Genomic DNA, 16489 nt, shown 5'->3' on the forward strand with positions numbered 1-16489 from the left:
CGCTTACGCCTTCAGCATAAAGCCAACGCCGCGAATGGTATGAATCAGACCATCGCACCCAAAGGGAGCTAGCTTTTTTCGTAAATAATGAATATATAAATCAACGATTCCTTGTGTCGCTTCTGATTCAAAGCCCCAGATCCGGTCGAAAATCTGCTCACGCACCAAAATTTGCTCTTTATTTAAAATCAAGAATTCCAAAAGCTCATATTCCTTGCCAGTAAGCCCTAGGGGGCGACTGTCCATAAAAGCTGCTTTTCGTTTGATATCTAATGAAAGACTGCCGTAGACAAGGCTGCTCTCCTTGACGCCAGCTTGGCGCCTTAGCAGAACTTTGATCCTCGCCAACAGTTCGGCAAAGGCAAAGGGCTTGACGAGATAATCATCAGCGCCGCTCTCTAGGCCGCAAACCTTATCTTGAATACTGTCGCGGGCTGTTAAAAAGAGAATTGGCGTAACGATTGCTTCTTCGCGCAGCTGTTTTAAAATAGCCAAACCACTCATGCCTGGCAGCATCACATCAAGAATCAGCAGATCATAAATATTCTGCCTGGCCAGAAACAGCCCCTCATCGCCCTGCAGCGCCCGATCCACTAGATAGCCTTCTTCCTGCAAAAGCGTACTGACTGTATCTCCTAAGTTTTGGTCATCTTCTACTAGCAGAATCCGCAACACCATTCATCTCCACTACAACGCGATTTGCTTTCCCTAAACTTAGTATAGGCAAAATAAAGAAGATTCATCAATGAAACTTTACGTAGCAATACAAAAGGCTGTCAGGCTAAGTAAAAAATTTCGATAGCGAAATTTCCCCTAGCCTGACAGCCTGTTCAGTACATCTCATTCTTTAGTCGAGTCGATAAAGCCGCAAGGCGTTTTCACGCAAAATCTTTTTGGCAATAGAAATCGCCGTCGCCTCATCAATAATATCATCGTCAATCATCGAGCTTAAAGCAAAATAAACAGCATCGCGACCTGTTCTGGCGCAGGTATACACATAACGTTCGCCCCAAAGCACATCAGAGCCATAGAGAATTTTATCCCAAAGAAGCGGTTTTTCGAGCCAACTCCGCAGCATTTTAGCAATGATTTTCGGATGATTGGCAAACATAATGCGGCCGGAAATATCGATACACACTTGATTTGGCGTGAGACCGCCTAGCGCAAGAACTTCGGCGTTTTGGAACCGCGGATAACCGCCGTGTAAAATGACGATCTTAGCTTGTTTTAATTCTTCATCAGCAAGCATATTCGCAAGATTCAAGGGATCAAAATAATTCACATAGTTATCGGTAATCGCGTAATGAAACTGCACGGCCATATCGTGACGAACGATCCAGCGCATAATATGCCAAACTAGCAGATCTTGCAATCGGACATAAGCCGCTTCATCGCCTTGTTTCGCCGCTTCATAGAGATTTTCTCCCTCAGCTTCAGCGACTTTATCAAAATTCGTATCACGAGCATAGGCAATGACAAATTTGAACGCGGGAATATTTTTTTGCTGATAATACGCGGCAAGCACCGTATCGACAAAGGCCAAATACCCAGAGAACCCCGTTTCTTCATAGCCATTTTCCTGTTTCAGTCGGGCTAATTCATATTCAAAGTAACCGAGAAAATAGTCGCTTAAGACTCGTTTTTTCAAAAAACTATTATCAAAAGGGAATACTAAGGGATCAACGGACGGTACAAAGCGAATCCGTCGATTGTTTTTTAAAGCATCAGGTAAAGCAATGTTTGCCATGAGAATATCTACGCCCGACTTATCGAGCAATTCGTCAATCCACTTATCGATTGTTTGGCGTTTTTCTTCATAACGCGCTTTAAGCTGCTCGGTTTGTGCCGGATCAGCCATAGCTTCACGAGTAAAACCATAAAATTCTTCATAGGCTTTGGCATGGAGTTCACGCAAATAAGGAAAACCAGCACTGCTTTCTGCCGGCGATTTATAACCATCCACAGCAAATGGAATTCGCTGTTTTTCCGGCAGGTTCGAAAAATACATGGCAAAACCGGGGTGTCCGTGATCATCAATGAGAGCAATCGATTCAATAGTCTCTTTTAAGCGGTCATACATGGCAATCCCCTCCCAAACAAAAAATGGAAAAGCTGTTTCTTCTTCTAATCTATGCTAGACTGTTTGCCCTGTCAAGTAAAAGGTTCTCGCTAAGAGAACAATTCCCGCAATTCGTCTTCCGTCAACTTGCCAAGGAACGTCTCGCCTACGGCAAGAACATCTGAAACCATTTCTTTTTTCTTTAACTGCAGTTGAAAAATTTTTTCTTCAATAGTATTTTGCGTAATCAGCTTATAAACTTGCACAAAGCGCTGCTGACCAATCCGATAGGCCCGGTCTGTAGCCTGATCTTCTACCGCGGGATTCCACCAAGGATCACAATGAATCACCATGTCAGCGCCCGTTAAATTCAAACCGGTTCCGCCCGCTTTCAGCGAAATCAGAAAAACTTCCTTCTCGCCCTGATTAAACGCTTCCGTAAGGGAAAGCCGTTCCGCTGCTTTCGTCGCTCCATCCAAATAAAAATATTCAATCCCTAGTGCCTCTAATTCCGCCTTCAGCAAATGCAGCAACGCTGTAAACTGAGAAAATACGAGCACGCGGTGCCCACTGCTTAAGGCTTCCTGTAATAATTCTTTTAACAAACGAATTTTTCCACTACCGCCTTGATAATTTTCTAAAAACAAAGATGGATGACAAGCAATCTGCCGCAGTCTTGTCAATAAAGCTAAAATTCGCATATGACTTTTTGCCAAGCCTTGCGAACTTAGCTCCGCTTCAATTCCCTGCCTTGCTGCCACCAGCCAAGTAGCATAAACCTTTTCCTGCTCACTTGTCATCTGACAAAGCAGACGACTTTCCAGCTTGGGCGGCAATTCCGGCAAAACCGTTTCCTTCATCCGCCGCAGGATAAAGGGTTTGATTTTACGCCGCAACTGTTCACCAACCTTCTGATCTCGTTGTTGCTGCAACGGCATTTCAAACCGACTGGCAAATTTCTTATAAGTCCCCAAATAACCTGGCATCAGAAAATCAAAAATCGACCAGAGTTCGGTAAGGCGATTTTCAATCGGCGTCCCCGTTAAGGCAAAGTAGCTAGAAGCTTGAATTTTTTTCGCTGCCTTGCTATTTAAAGCTTGGGGATTTTTTATATTTTGCGCCTCATCTAAAATACAATAATAGAACTTCTTTTTACTATACAGTTCGATATCCCGTTTTAACAAACCATAAGAGGTAATCAATAAATCAGCCGTTTCACTGCTCAAAAGCAGTTCTTCTCGTTCCATCTTCGCCCCAGCAATGACCTTAACTCGCAAATCGGGCGTAAATTTTGCAGCTTCCTCCTGCCAATTATAGAGCAGCGAAGTAGGCGCCACAACAAGCGATGGATAAGGCGAAGCTTGTCGCCTTGCTAGTAGAAACGTCAGAACTTGCAGCGTTTTCCCCAGCCCCATATCGTCAGCTAAAATTCCGCCAAGACCATAATCCGCTAAAGCCATAAGCCAGGAAAACCCTTTTTTCTGATAATCACGCAGCGTTCCGCTTACACCGTCTGGAATCGAATAAGCAGCAACGCTTTTCCGTTGTAACTGGGCCGTCATCTCGGTAAGCAATTCATCTTTTTTCAAAGCAAAATCAGGATGATTTTCCTGAAACTCATCTAAATACAAAGCCCAGTACTTCGAAAGCTTCGTAAGCGGCCGCATTACATCGCTTTGCCGTAGTCCCAATTCGCTAATAAGCTCAGCAACAGTCTGGAAGGAAGCATCCTCCAAAGAAATAAAGGCGCCATCAGGCAAGCGATGATAAGAACGTTTTAGCTTATAGGCCGCTAACAGCGATGCCATCTCACTGGCTGAAAAATTACCATAGTCAAAAGAAAATTCCAAAAGATCTGTTGTTTGATTCAAGCGAACTGTCGCACCAAACTGCGTTGGCTTTAATTCCATAGTTTGAAATTCCTGCGAAAAAGAGACTTGGGCCATCTGTAGTAAAATAGCTAGACCCCGCTGCAAAAAAGAATACGTTTCGCCCTCGTCGCTTAGTACAAAAAGCCCCTCTTGCGCATTAAATTTTTGTTTCGCAAAAAACCCCAGCAAATTTTGCTCAGCCACAAAATCGCGAATCAACAGACGTCCGTCAGGCAGCTTAACAGGAAAGGTTTCCGTCAGCGGATTGCAGACATAATCACCATATTGAAACAGCACGCTGGCACTCATCCCTTGACCATAGCGGTCCAAGGACACGAGCTTTGCTAAAGGAAGACGTTCAATTTGTTTAACAAGCTGTGGTGAAACATTCACAGTGGCTATATTCTGCAGCGTTGGCGCCAAAATCCCGAAAAACTCAGAGAAATCAATGCGATCAATGGCAACCTCACTTTGACGACTGCGACTAAAGCTATCCAAAACAGGACTTAAGATTTTCGCAAACTCCTGGTCAACTAAGTAAATCGCATGATTATAGTAAAGAATCTCGCCGTTTTGATCTAGTTTTTCAATGATTTCTGTGGCACTTTGCCAAGCAAGACGCAAACCGCTTGCCGTCGGTTCCACCACAAAAGCAATAGGAGGCCTGCCAGAAGTAACCGTTACGCTTTGTTCATTCTGACGATTCAGAGAAACGAACAATGTTTCGCCCACTTGAAGCTCTAAAAAGCGGCGAAGCTGAAAATCCGTAAAATGACAAAACCGTGCTTCCGCGAAAACAGCACTTAAAGAACTGCCATACTGCCAAGCTGACCGCTGCATTTCTTCTCGATACAGATTGAGTAAAAATTCAACAATTCGCCGAGACTTCAGCTCAAAATCCATGAGCGAACGAATCGTCAGCGACTTTCCTACCAAAAATTCTTCTGTTTGTAACAGACTCTGCAAACATGGCAGTAAATTCTTAACAATATATAAACGGTCATGTCCCATGCTAAGCTGCAACAGCGCTTTCTTGCCACTGACGCTACCTTGTATTGCTAAATGGGGAATCACTTTAACAGTTGCCACTGCTTGATCCGCCCCAAAGGCGGTTTCAATCCGCTCTGAACTTTCCCGGCGAAAATGCTCTAGAAGCTGCTGGGCTGGCGAAACCGCCGCAAAAACAGACGAACTTTTCGAGAAATAGTGAGCCCAGCCTGCCTGAATCGCCTTTAATACGGCGACAATGTGCTTACAGGCGCCATCATACGCCGCAAAAGCCGGGCAGGTACATTGACAATCATGCATTTCCTGATGACGATCAAATTCAATGGCAACTTCATAAACTTGCTCGCCGCGCACCTGCGCCGTAAACATTCGTTTATCAAAACTGAAGCGAAGTTGTCTCACTCTCCCTTCATGAAAATAGCTAATTCCCTTGGTAAAGGTACTATTTTGTGTAACCATCGCCTGAATTTTTCCTTCTGTCAGCATAGCACCGTCCCTTTCACTGGCCTTCGACTGACTCTTGCAGCAAATAAGGCAGCATTTTTTCCAGCAACACGCCCTCTCGGCGCGGCGTTTGGGCCTCATAGGTCTTTTTCACAGCCAATTCTACAAACTGAATGGCCTGATCCATAGCCTCAGACAACGATTTTTGCGCTAAAAGCTGGCCTAACAGTAGGCTAGCAAAAAGATCGCCTGTACCAGGATAGGAGACAGGAATCCGTTCGCTAACCTTCTGCCAAAATTCCCCTGACACGCTATCATAGCCAGCATTCAGAAGTTTTCCACCAGCTAAAGGAATTCCCGTAATAACAACCTTATGCGGTCCAAATTGGCTGAGAGCAATAAGCCACTGATGAATTTTTTCGGGTGTACCCATAGGTGTTTCATAAGCTTCTTTAAGCAAAAAACAAGCTTCCGTATAGTTTGGCGTAATAACGTCCGCTTGCTGTACTAAACGACGCATATGTTCTTGCATGGATTGCGTGTAAGGAGAATAGAGCTTCCCATCATCGCCCATTACTGGGTCAACTAGAATCAACGGGTTTGTGGCAGCAAAGCGATCAATCGCGGCTAAAACGCCATCAATCTGCGCTTCTGACGCCAAAAAACCACTATAAATCGCTTCGAAAGAAACTTTTTCTTGCTGCCAGCTTGCAGCAAATGGGGAAATATATTCCGTAAAATCGCAGGAGGCAATATGAGAAAACCCGCCGAAATGGCTGCTAAGAATTGCTGTAGGCAAGGGACAAACTTGAATCCCCATTGCTGACAATACTGGTATAATTACGGTCAGAGAGCAACGTCCAATGCAAGATAAATCATGAATTGCCGCCACTTTTTTAATATTACTGTTCTGAGTCATAGTATGCGTCAGTCTCCTTTGGGCAAGAAATAAAAAGACACAAAGCTTCTTGCTCTGCGTCTCTATGTTAAAAAATAAAATCGACAATATTAAGATCTTTTTGCCGTTCTAGTTCGATGCAGCGACCATCAATTGTCTGTACGATTGGTTGAACTAACGGATCATTTAAATATATCACTTTGGCAATCGCACCATCACTTAATTCAACGAGAGATCCAACGAGAGCCTTCTCGGTACTGGCAATCAAAGCCAGACATGCTTCACTGTCAAGGCGTCCGTACATTTCTTTAAGCAATTCTCGCCTTACGACAAGCGGCGATAAAGCCCGTTGATAGACACGATGGGATGTCATAGCATCATAAACATCAGCAACAGCAATAATCTTAGCCATAGGCGATATCTGAGTATCTTTAAACTTACAAGGATAACCGCTGCCATCACTGCGCTCATGATGTTGTAAGATGGCTGTTTTAATCGAACCCGGCATATCATCTGTACCCACTAAGAGCTCATAGCCAAACATTGAATGTTTTTGCATGATAGCCATCTCCGCCTCAGTTAAACGGTCCGGCTTATTCAATATTTCAAGCGGAATGCGCGCCTTGCCAATATCATGAAGCAAGCCAGCAATGACAAGTCCTTTAATCGTTTCTTTACTTTTGCCAAGACATCGCCCAATCACGCCAGCAGTCACAGCTACGTTAACACTATGACGAAAAGTATAATCATCATGAGAGTTAATAATATGAAGATAGCTGAAAACGCCGGGAACACTGAGTAGCGAAGCAATAATTTGATCAGCCAGACAAGATATTTGACACATTGGCACACATTGAAACTGGCGAGCTTTATAAAAAGCCTCTGCCATGGAAGTGGTAATTTTCCGGTGCTCTTCTACAAATAGATTCTGCTCATTCTGTAGAATTACAGGAGGGAAAAACAACCTTTCTTCAAACACAGACAACTCTTGGATACCCAGCAAACTCAATCTACGAATCAAAGAGTCGGTCAAAATAGTTTCTTCTTCCAGTAATACCATTCCAGTTTCCATATAAAGAGCTCGCGCAAGACGCATGCCAGGCTGAACTTGCGAAATGAAACATCGCTTGATTCCGGACAAAAGAAAATGCCTCCTCTTCCAATAAATCGCTAACGAAAGATATCTTATCATACTTCGACAAAGCATACAAAAACGCTAAAAAAAGCATCAAAAAAATTACTTTATGTACATTAAATATTATAAATTTTAAAAGATTGACCGTCAACGCTTATTCCATGTTTTTCCTGTCTCCACCGGCTTATTTATGTTTTTTTCCACGATGCGGCAAAAAATAGCGACTAAAGCTGGATCAAATTGCGTTCCCGCATTTTTTTCGAGTTCCTGAAGCGCCGCTTCCAAACTTTTCGCCTTACGATAAGGCCGATCATGAGTCATGGCATCAAAAGCATCAACAATCATAAGCATTCGACAAGGTAAAGGAATCGCTTCTTCCTTCAACCCCAGCGGATAGCCCTGTCCGTTCCACCACTCTTGATGCTTTAAAATCAAGTCAGCAACTCCCGTTAACTGCGGCGCCGCTAAGGCAATCCGATAACCAATTTCACAGTGTTGACGCATAATCATCCATTCCTCGTCAACCAGTTTATCCGTTTTAAATAAAATACTGTCAGGAATACCTACTTTACCAATGTCATGAAAATAAGCGAGTAAGCGCAATGTTTCGATCTCTTGCTCAGGCAGCCCCAGCTGAATTGCAAAATCCATAATGAGTTTCTGCATTCTGTCGCCATGACCATCCGCAATAAAATCACGTTTCTCCAACGCTTTAATCAAGAAGTTAATAATCATTAGCCGAACTTCTTTTTGCCGATTCATTTTTTCCCGATACATATTATTGTCGGCTTCTTTAAATAGAGCAACCATATCTAAATTTTGTTCCTGGCTTACAGCAAATCCCATGGACAGGCTTAGCGGAACAACCGGTTCCGCTTCATTATAAGCAGCAATTTGCCGCCGAATTTTTTGGCAATGTCCTTCATATACCCCAACAGATAAGTCGGGCAAAACGACAGCAAACTCATCTCCGCCAATTCTTGCCACCACATCATGACAACGAAAAGCATTCTTTAAGATCGCTGCTACATCTTTTAAAATCAAATCACCTACGGCATGGCCTAACGTATCATTAATCAATTTAAGACCGTCAACATCAAATACAAGAATCCCCGCTCCACCCTTACGATCCCGTTGAAAACGCTTCATTTCTTCTTCAAAAAAAGCCCGATTGTAAAGATCCGTTAGCGCATCATGAAGACTCAAATACTCCAGTTCTGATTGCATGCGTTTACGATCAGTAATATTACGGACAATCACCAGAACCTCCGCCTCACCGCTCGCGGCAATGCGAAACTCATACTCCTCCATTTTACCGCCAACATAAAAAGCCTTTTCGAAGGTTTGCGCTTTTTTCAAATCAAGGGCCTGTCCAATTTGCGTCAATAAAGCTACCGCTACATCAGCTGGAAAAATTTCAAAAATGGTTTTCCCGATCAAAGTTTGCGGCAATAAATAAGCGTCAGATTTTGGGGCAATAAACCGCACCAAGGTACCGTCCCGCCCTAGCACGAACAACGGGTCTGGAATTGCCTCAAGCAAGGCCTGCATACTTTCCTGAGATTTTTTCAAAATAAGCTCTTGTTCTTTTCGCTCTGTGATATCGCGAATAAAGCTCATAACCCTAAATTTATCTTCTATTAAAATTTGTTTTAAATTTACTTCTAGCCAAATCATTGATCCATCGTGGCGTCGTTTTTGCCATTCAAACAACTGCGGCCCATACTGCGCGGCTTTTTGCAACCATCTTCTGAGATCCGCACGACTATAAGGCGGGGTACCTGTACCAATTTCGCCAATTTGACCTGCTATAAATTCAGCATAACTATAGCCATATAACTGGCAAGCACGTTCGTTTACATCAACAATCTCACTCGTCAAGGAATCATGAATAATAATTCCATCATTAGCAGCCTGAAAAATAGTACGGTAGTTCTGTTCGGATTGTTTTAGAGCCGCTTCCGTTTTTTTATGCTCTTCAATCTCTTGCTGAAAAGAATCTAACAACGCTACATTATCAATGGCAATCATCGCAAGATCAGCCATCTGTTGCAAAAGCGACAGTTCAAGATTCGTCAAATAACCGCGTTGCTCGGAAAAAGCTAATCCTAAAATAGCGAAAACTTTTTTCTCCCTGATAAGGGGAACCTGCACAAAGCCGTAGCAATGGTCATAAACTTTCTGCGGTAACCGCTCTAACCAACTGCGATAATTGTATACAAGCGCTAATTTTCTCGTTCGATAAGCCTGACCAACCAAACCGTGAGTCAGCGAAATCTGGTCAGGAAATTGAACAGCTACCTCGCCTAAAACTATCTTTTTGCGAAATATCTGCTGCTGCTCATCTACTAAATAAATCCAGCTATCAAAAGTATGAAGCAACTGATTCGTTTTGGCCGCCATCATTTGCAACAATTCATCCATAGTCCGGCGCTGCATTAGGCTCACTGCCACATCATGAAGCGCTGACAGAACCATATTCTGATGATAAATTGCCTCATCACGTAACATGAGCTCCTCAAATTGCTGACGGAGTTCTTCTTCTGATGCGACAAGTTCCTCATGAGTAGCCGAAAGCTCTTGATTCGTTTTGCTTAGAGCTTCGCTGCGCTGAGCCAATCTTTCTTCCAAAAGAATCGTTTCTGTAATATCGCGCACGACGCTGACAAGAGCTACCTTGCCGTCAAAGAAAATAGAACGGGAATTCACCTCGACGGGAAAAATTTCGCCATTAGCACGGCGATGTTGCGCACGAAACAAAATCCCCTGTTGCGCCGCCTGTCCCATCTGCTGCCAAATAAGATTTCTGGAATCAGCCGCACGCAACTCTTCGATTGACAATCGATAAAACTCGCTTAAGGAATATCCATAAGCCTTTAAAGCAGCTTGATTGCCATAAAGAAGACTCCCATTTTCCGCCACAACTAAGATGATATCCCTAGCTTCTTCCATAACGGTTCGGTAAAAGGCAGTCTCTTCTTCTGTAGTGACATCAGGAAAGCGCTTTTCTCTACCGACCATGTTCCAGCCTCCAAATCGAATCTTCTATATTTAGACATATTCTTCACGTTTCAAGGTCTTAAGTCCTGCTTTTGAAAAAATTTAATCTTTCACCTAGCACTTCGCCTATTTCACACGAAATTTTTCAATCGCTTCTTGCAAAGAACCAGCTAGTTCGGCAAGCTGCCTGCTGGACGATGCAATGTCCTCCATGGAATCCGCCTGCCCCTGAGCCGCTGCCGAAACATTGTCCACTTCCTGCGCGGTTTGATTCCCCACTGTAGCAATCTGGCCAATCTCGCCCACTAATTGATGACTCGCCGCTACAATCGCGGCAATTTCTGCTGAGACAGCCTGTATCTCTGCCGATAATGCCACAATAGAGTCCATGATTTCTTTAAAGGCGCTGCCTGTTAAGGCAACAACGCGAATTCCCTCTGTTACAGCACCAGCACCTGTTTCCATGGCCGCAACGGCCTGATCCATATTATTCTGATTCTTTTGGATTAAAGCGGCAATCTGCTGTGCCGCTAAATCGGATTCTTCCGCTAAGTGGCGTACTTCCTCCGCTACGACAGCAAACCCTCGACCTTGCTCACCAGCTCTGGCAGCTTCAATCGCAGCATTTAAAGCAAGCAAATTGGTCTGGCCGGCAATAGTAGAAATAACGCCAATAATTTTTGTAATTTCAGCAGATCCGGCAGCCAATTCGCCAATTGCCTTCTGAACCGTTTGCGTACCAGCGCCGATTTGTTCCATTTGCCTGGCTGTAGTTTCTACTGTTTGTCGTCCTTGCTCCGCTTGATTTGCCGTTTCTTGGGCTATGACAGCAGCCCCTTGCGTTTTACGAGAAATCTGTTCAGTGCTATCGGCAATTTTCTCCGCTACATTTGTAATATGATTGACCGAATCAGCCTGCCGCTTCGTTCCTGCGGCAATCTGATCGACCGCCTTTGCCGCTAAAGCGGCGCCCTGGGCGGATTGGTCGGCTGTAGCATTTAGTTCCTCGCTAGAAGCAGCCAGCGTACCCGTCATCGTATCAACCCGAAAAACCAAAGACCGCAAGGCCTCCACCATATGATTAAAGCTTTCGGTCAAAAGACCAATCTCATCGCGTGAAGTCACAGCTGCTTTTTGCGTCAAATCACCGCGAGCTACTTGTTCCGCCGTATTAACAAGCTTATGGATTGGTTTTGTTAAGTTTTTTGCAAACCAAATTGTTAAACCAAGACAAATTACCAAAACTACTAACGCTATAGCCACAATAGTATATATCATTTTCGCGCGGCTCGCCGCTAAATCGGCACTATCTCGTCCAGCAAAAAGAACGCCAATCACTTTTTGGTCCTGCCCCACTAAGGGCATATAGGCAGTTATATAATCCTTACCCAGAATTTCCGCACGACCTTTATAAACCTTACCTTCTTTTAAGACAATAGAAGCTACTTTTTCACTTAGCTTTGTACCAATGACCCGTTTTCCTTCATTTATGATCGTCGTAGAGATTCGTTGGTCACCTAAAAAAATCGTATTATCTACATGAAACATCGTTTTGACACGATCTACAATCTCTTCCCGATTGGCATCGTAGCCTGGTGTAATCACGCCAACAATTTTACCTGCGCTGTTTTTCACTGGCACACCGGCTCGTACAGATAAGGGAACTACAGTACCAGGTTCCACTAAGGCCGACACAGTTCCGCTCAGCGCGAGCTTTACATTGTTTTGGTTAAAGACACTGTCACCAGTCTTTGTATCATGCGTTCTGGCAATGACAAGCCCCTGTTCATCAGAAATCGTAACAGAGTCAAATTTTGCACTTTTGGCGATGGGGGTAATCAGCTGACGTAAGGCCACTGCATCTTTCTTCTCAACGGCCTCAATGATTTGCGGTTGCTGCGCTAAAATCACTCCATAATTTGTAACCTTTTCTTTATACTCATCAAGTACGCTATTTAGTCCTTCCATTCCCAAAACGACTTGTTGTTCATAATCTTTTTCCATATCATTCGAGAAATACGTTACGGCCGGTATGGTTACTGATAAAACGGCTACTAAAATAAAAGCAGTAATATACACGATCATCTTCTTTTGAATTGTCAGCGCCATACTGTTCACTCCCTTTATCCAAAACATTATTGAGTAAACAATTCGTCGATTTTTGCTGCATTACCTGCAAAGAGTAAAATTTTTCAAAGGCTCAAGTAAATGATTGTATACAAAGAAACAGAGCTGTACATCCAGCTCTGTTTCTGCGTCGGCCAAGCGATTTAATTCTTTGTTTTTAAAGTCCCCTTTATTTTAAAACCATCATTTCTGTTGCTTTCACTAATGCGGTTACTTGATCGCCTGGTTTTAAATCTAACTCTTCCACGGAATCCACGGTAATTGCAGCAACAAGTTCACTCCCTTTATAATCCATAACAACTTTTGCCATAACCGCGCCTTTAACAACTTCCTTCACTGTAGCTGCTAGTTTATTTCTACCACTAATTTTCATACAATCCCCGCCTTCTTTTATTCGTTTTAAGCAGAAAAAAACAGAGCTTAAGAAAGAAATCTAAGCTCCGTTGCTCACTAAATAGTGGATCTGCTTCTATAGTATTATAAATAAGCACATTTGTCCATATTAAAAAAAATCGCAATAAATGAAATTTGAATAAAAACTGTATCATGGTAATTTTTTTTACATTATCCTTGCCTCACGGCAGCACCCATAGCGGAAAACGCAACTTGGCGCCCTTGTTCCATAAATAAAATGCGGTCGCCAAGCGCTTCTGCCTCGGCAGCGTCGTGAGTCACTAAAATAAAAGGAATGCTCCAAAGCTGCTGCATCCGTTTCAATTCTTCCTGCACTTCGGCGCGACTCTTCTGATCAAGGGCTGAAAGAGGTTCATCGAGCAGCAGAATTTCCGGTTGAGCCATGAGAGAACGAGCCAAGGCGACTCGCTGCTTCTCGCCTCCGGATAACTGATGAATCGCCCGTCTCTCTAGCGAATGAATCCGTAGTAAATCTAACAGGTTTTCATATAATTCTTGTGCCTTTATCTCTGTCTCTTTTACACCATACCAAATATTCTTCTTTACACTCATATGCGGAAATAAGGCATAATCCTGAAACATATAGCCGATATTGCGCTTGCGTGGCTGCACAGAAACCTTAGCCTCACTATCAAAAAACACCTTTCTTGCAGAAATAATTTTCCCCTTATCCGGCTTAGTAAGACCCGCAATGCAGCGCAGCGTTGTCGTTTTGCCGCACCCCGAAGGACCAAACAGCACTAGCGTTTCCTGGTCTACCGAAAAATTCACCTGCAACGTAAAATCGGCCAATTTCTTTTCAACCGAAACTTCCAGCATTAAAATCCCCCCTTAAAGGGCATCGCAATTTGTTTGGCATGAGACCACAAATTTAAAGCAAAAATCAATAAAAAAGTCATGCCGCTAATGAGCAGAACATACAGACCAGCTGTCGATAAATCATTACTTTCCGCCGCAAAATAAATCGCTAGCGGGATAGTTTGGGTCCTACCAGGAATATTACCTGCAACCATAATGGTTGCGCCAAATTCGCCCAATGCCCGCGAAAAAGAAAGTACCATGCCAGCTACGAGACCATGCCAAGCCAAAGGAAGCGTAATCGTGAAAAAAACCTTAAGTTCACCAGCGCCTAACGTGCGAGCTGCATCTTCCAGCCGCATATCAATATTTTGCAGCGCCGCTTTGGTACTTTGATACATCAAGGGAAAAGCAACAACCGTTCCCGCTAAAACAGCGGCGTAAGGCGTAAAGATAATCTGTCCCAGACCATATTCGGCCATGAGTCGCCCGATCGGCCCCTGACGCCCGACTAGGAGCAACAGCAAAAAACCCGTTACGACAGGCGGCAACACCAACGGCAAGGCAAAAACAGCCTCAATCGCAGCTTTGCCAGGAAAACTCCAACGCCGCATTGCATAAGCGGCGGTAACGCCGAAAACTAGAACTAAGATCAAAGAGCACAGTGCCACTTGAATCGAAAGAATAATTGGCTGCCAATTCACGATTTTCAAGCACCTTTCCGCTATTTACTCATCGTAAAGCCGTATTTTTCAAAAACAGCAGCGCTTTCTGGCGTAGATAAATAAGCAAGAAAATCAGCTGCAGCCTGACTTTGCTTCGTATTCGCCAAAATCGCTACAGGATACAAAATTGGTTTATGGCTTCCCTCGGGCGCTGTTGCTGCGATTTTCACTTTCTTACTGGAAGCGGCATCGGTCTTATAAACAATCCCAGCTTCGACATTCCCTGTTTCCACATAAGCTAAAACAGTCCGCACATCTTTTGCCAAAACAAGTTTGCTGCTTAATTGGTCCCATAAGCCCAGCTTTTTGAAGACTTGCTGCGCATAGTCGCCAGCAGGTACAACAGACGGTTCACCAATTCCAATTTTCTGTACCTTGTCATTCGTTAAATCTTCGTATTTTGTAAGGGAAAGCGAAGAATTTTCCGGTACAATCAATACAAGTTTGTTTTCTACTAAGTTTTTACGTGTTCCTTGACTCAGTAAATTCTTTGCGGCTAAATCATCCATTTGTTTCGGTGCCGCTGAAATAAAGAGATCTGCTGGGGCTCCTTGCTCAATCTGTTTTTGCAATGAACCTGACGCGCCCAAATTATAGAGTAATTTTACATTAGGATGCTTTGCCTGATAGTTTGTTTGAATCTCTAGTAGCGCATCTTTTAAGCTCACCGCTGCCGATATATTCAGCTCTACTGGCGCGGGCGCCTGTACCGCCGGCGCTTCTTTTTTTTCTGAACCGCAGCCGACTGTAAAAATCATAGTCGCCAGTATCAGACTTGCCATTACGATCCACTTCTTGTTCATACTCATCGCCTCCGTAAATGTACTATAAAATAAAAAATCAAGTAACTGCCGCCTGTCAGCGTACAAGTTACTTGACACAACAGCGTATCATAACTTAACGAATATAAGTGAATTCAATGATGTAAATTTGAATAAAACCAAACATAACTAAACATAACCAAACTAAAACTACTATGGCATAATTATAGTATTTGTTATAAGATAATTGCAAGAACTTTTTATAACAATTTGTTTTACCGATCAAGAATGGAGTGACTTATATGGCAGAATCAATCTCTTATACGCCAGAAGAAGTGGCAAAGATCCTAAAAATATCCCGATTTACTGTCTATGAAATGATTAAACGCGGTGACTTGCCCGCCTATCATATTGGCCGCAAAGTGCGAGTGGAAGCTCCTGACTTAGAACAATACATCCAAAAAGCAAAAACAGCACCGCCGCTTCTATCAACTGATTCGGCGACGCTGCCTGTTTCGACTGCAAAGAATGAAAATCAGTTCATTCTTTGCGGTCAAGATCTTTTGCTTGATATTCTTATAAGGCACTTAGAAAAACAGCTGCCAAGCTGTCGCTGCCTACGCAACTATGCTGGCAGCATGGAAGGTCTGCTTGCCCTCTATCGCGGCAAAGCCCATGCCGCGACCTGCCATCTATGGGACAGCGATACTGATACATATAACCTACCTTACGTTCGCCGTCTCTTGCCAGGCCAAGCAACTCAAATTATTAACCTCGCCTGCCGTACTGAAGGATTTTACGTTGCCAAAAACAATCCCAAACAAATTGCCGACTGGGGCGATTTAGCCAGAGAAGATATCCGCTTTATCAATCGTGAGCCAGGATCGGGCGCTCGCGTTCTACTTGATGAAAAGCTGCGTCTCTTAAAAATAGCTACGGAATCTGTTCACGGCTACGAACAAGAAGAAACAAGCCATCTTGCCATTGCCAGCGCGGTTGCCCGCGGCGAAGCCGATATCGGTCTTGGCATTGAAAAAACAGCGCTCCAAGTAGAGAAAATTTCCTTCATTCCTCTCCACCTAGAACGCTATGATCTCGTAATACGAAAACGCGATATTGCCAAAAGTGAATTTCAGATTCTTATCGCAATCTTGCGCTCTAAAGAATTCCAAAAAGAACTCACGGGTATGGGCGGCTATGATTTAACCTATACGGGACAAATTATGGCCGAAACCTAAGAAGTTCTTTG

12 protein-coding genes are annotated in these 16489 nt (G+C 43.6%); 1 reads left to right on the forward strand and 11 read right to left on the reverse strand.

The genetic code is table 11. The annotated features are described in order from the left end of the window. Window positions 1-3 precede the first annotated feature (3 nt). The 11 genes from AC0MXB_RS09550 to modA all read right to left on the reverse strand — a co-directional run bounded on the left by AC0MXB_RS09550 (window position 4) and on the right by modA (window position 15282). A complete protein-coding gene (locus AC0MXB_RS09550) occupies window positions 4-678 on the reverse strand; it encodes a response regulator transcription factor (protein ID WP_474039438.1) in 675 nt (224 codons plus the stop codon). Between the two features lie 169 nt (window positions 679-847). Beyond that, window positions 848-2080 (reverse strand): amidohydrolase family protein, encoded by a 1233-nt coding sequence (locus tag AC0MXB_RS09555; RefSeq protein WP_474039439.1) that lies wholly within the window; start codon window positions 2078-2080, stop codon window positions 848-850. A gap of 89 nt (window positions 2081-2169) precedes the next feature. Then, window positions 2170-5424, reverse strand: a complete 3255-nt coding sequence (locus tag AC0MXB_RS09560) for a DEAD/DEAH box helicase (RefSeq protein WP_474039440.1) — start codon at window positions 5422-5424, stop codon at window positions 2170-2172. Between the two features lie 13 nt (window positions 5425-5437). After that, entirely contained in the window at window positions 5438-6301 is an 864-nt protein-coding gene (locus AC0MXB_RS09565) for a pyridoxamine kinase (RefSeq protein WP_474039441.1), read from the reverse strand. A gap of 67 nt (window positions 6302-6368) precedes the next feature. After that, on the reverse strand, window positions 6369-7421 hold the full coding sequence (locus AC0MXB_RS09570; protein ID WP_474039442.1) for an HD-GYP domain-containing protein: 1053 nt from the start codon (window positions 7419-7421) through the stop codon (window positions 6369-6371). A gap of 141 nt (window positions 7422-7562) precedes the next feature. Then, window positions 7563-10436, reverse strand: coding sequence for a PAS domain S-box protein (locus AC0MXB_RS09575; RefSeq protein WP_474039443.1), 2874 nt, complete (start codon window positions 10434-10436; stop codon window positions 7563-7565). 105 nt (window positions 10437-10541) lie between these two features. After that, on the reverse strand, window positions 10542-12524 hold the full coding sequence (locus AC0MXB_RS09580; protein ID WP_474039444.1) for a methyl-accepting chemotaxis protein: 1983 nt from the start codon (window positions 12522-12524) through the stop codon (window positions 10542-10544). Between the two features lie 187 nt (window positions 12525-12711). After that, window positions 12712-12915 (reverse strand): TOBE domain-containing protein, encoded by a 204-nt coding sequence (locus tag AC0MXB_RS09585; protein WP_474039445.1) that lies wholly within the window; start codon window positions 12913-12915, stop codon window positions 12712-12714. 191 nt (window positions 12916-13106) lie between these two features. Further along, on the reverse strand, window positions 13107-13775 hold the full coding sequence (locus AC0MXB_RS09590; protein WP_474039446.1) for an ATP-binding cassette domain-containing protein: 669 nt from the start codon (window positions 13773-13775) through the stop codon (window positions 13107-13109). After that, window positions 13775-14458, reverse strand: coding sequence for a molybdate ABC transporter permease subunit (gene modB, locus AC0MXB_RS09595; protein ID WP_474039447.1), 684 nt, complete (start codon window positions 14456-14458; stop codon window positions 13775-13777). Before modB ends, AC0MXB_RS09590 begins: the two co-directional genes overlap by 1 nt. A 20-nt stretch (window positions 14459-14478) precedes the next feature. Beyond that, complete coding sequence (gene modA, locus AC0MXB_RS09600; RefSeq protein ID WP_474039448.1) at window positions 14479-15282, reverse strand: molybdate ABC transporter substrate-binding protein; 804 nt, start codon at window positions 15280-15282, stop codon at window positions 14479-14481. Between the two features lie 260 nt (window positions 15283-15542). On the opposite strand from modA, the gene AC0MXB_RS09605 reads away from it, so the two are divergent. Then, window positions 15543-16478: a substrate-binding domain-containing protein gene (locus tag AC0MXB_RS09605; protein WP_474039449.1), complete on the forward strand. Its 936-nt coding sequence runs from the start codon at window positions 15543-15545 to the stop codon at window positions 16476-16478. Window positions 16479-16489: the final 11 nt, after the last annotated feature.

This window comes from Pelorhabdus sp. sgz311001, from assembly GCF_055901755.1.

Bases quoted from the DNA above. Each gene is read 5' to 3' on its own strand.
- AC0MXB_RS09550 (WP_474039438.1), bottom strand. From the start codon at position 678: ATGGTGTTGCGGATTCTGCTAGTAGAAGATGACCAAAACTTAGGAGAT.
- AC0MXB_RS09555 (WP_474039439.1), bottom strand. From the start codon at position 2,080: ATGTATGACCGCTTAAAAGAGACTATTGAATCGATTGCTCTCATTGAT.
- AC0MXB_RS09560 (WP_474039440.1), bottom strand. From the start codon at position 5,424: ATGCTGACAGAAGGAAAAATTCAGGCGATGGTTACACAAAATAGTACC.
- AC0MXB_RS09565 (WP_474039441.1), bottom strand. From the start codon at position 6,301: ATGACTCAGAACAGTAATATTAAAAAAGTGGCGGCAATTCATGATTTA.
- AC0MXB_RS09575 (WP_474039443.1), bottom strand. From the start codon at position 10,436: ATGGTCGGTAGAGAAAAGCGCTTTCCTGATGTCACTACAGAAGAAGAG.
- AC0MXB_RS09580 (WP_474039444.1), bottom strand. From the start codon at position 12,524: ATGGCGCTGACAATTCAAAAGAAGATGATCGTGTATATTACTGCTTTT.
- AC0MXB_RS09585 (WP_474039445.1), bottom strand. From the start codon at position 12,915: ATGAAAATTAGTGGTAGAAATAAACTAGCAGCTACAGTGAAGGAAGTT.
- AC0MXB_RS09590 (WP_474039446.1), bottom strand. From the start codon at position 13,775: ATGCTGGAAGTTTCGGTTGAAAAGAAATTGGCCGATTTTACGTTGCAG.
- modA (WP_474039448.1), bottom strand. From the start codon at position 15,282: ATGAACAAGAAGTGGATCGTAATGGCAAGTCTGATACTGGCGACTATG.
- AC0MXB_RS09605 (WP_474039449.1), top strand. From the start codon at position 15,543: ATGGCAGAATCAATCTCTTATACGCCAGAAGAAGTGGCAAAGATCCTA.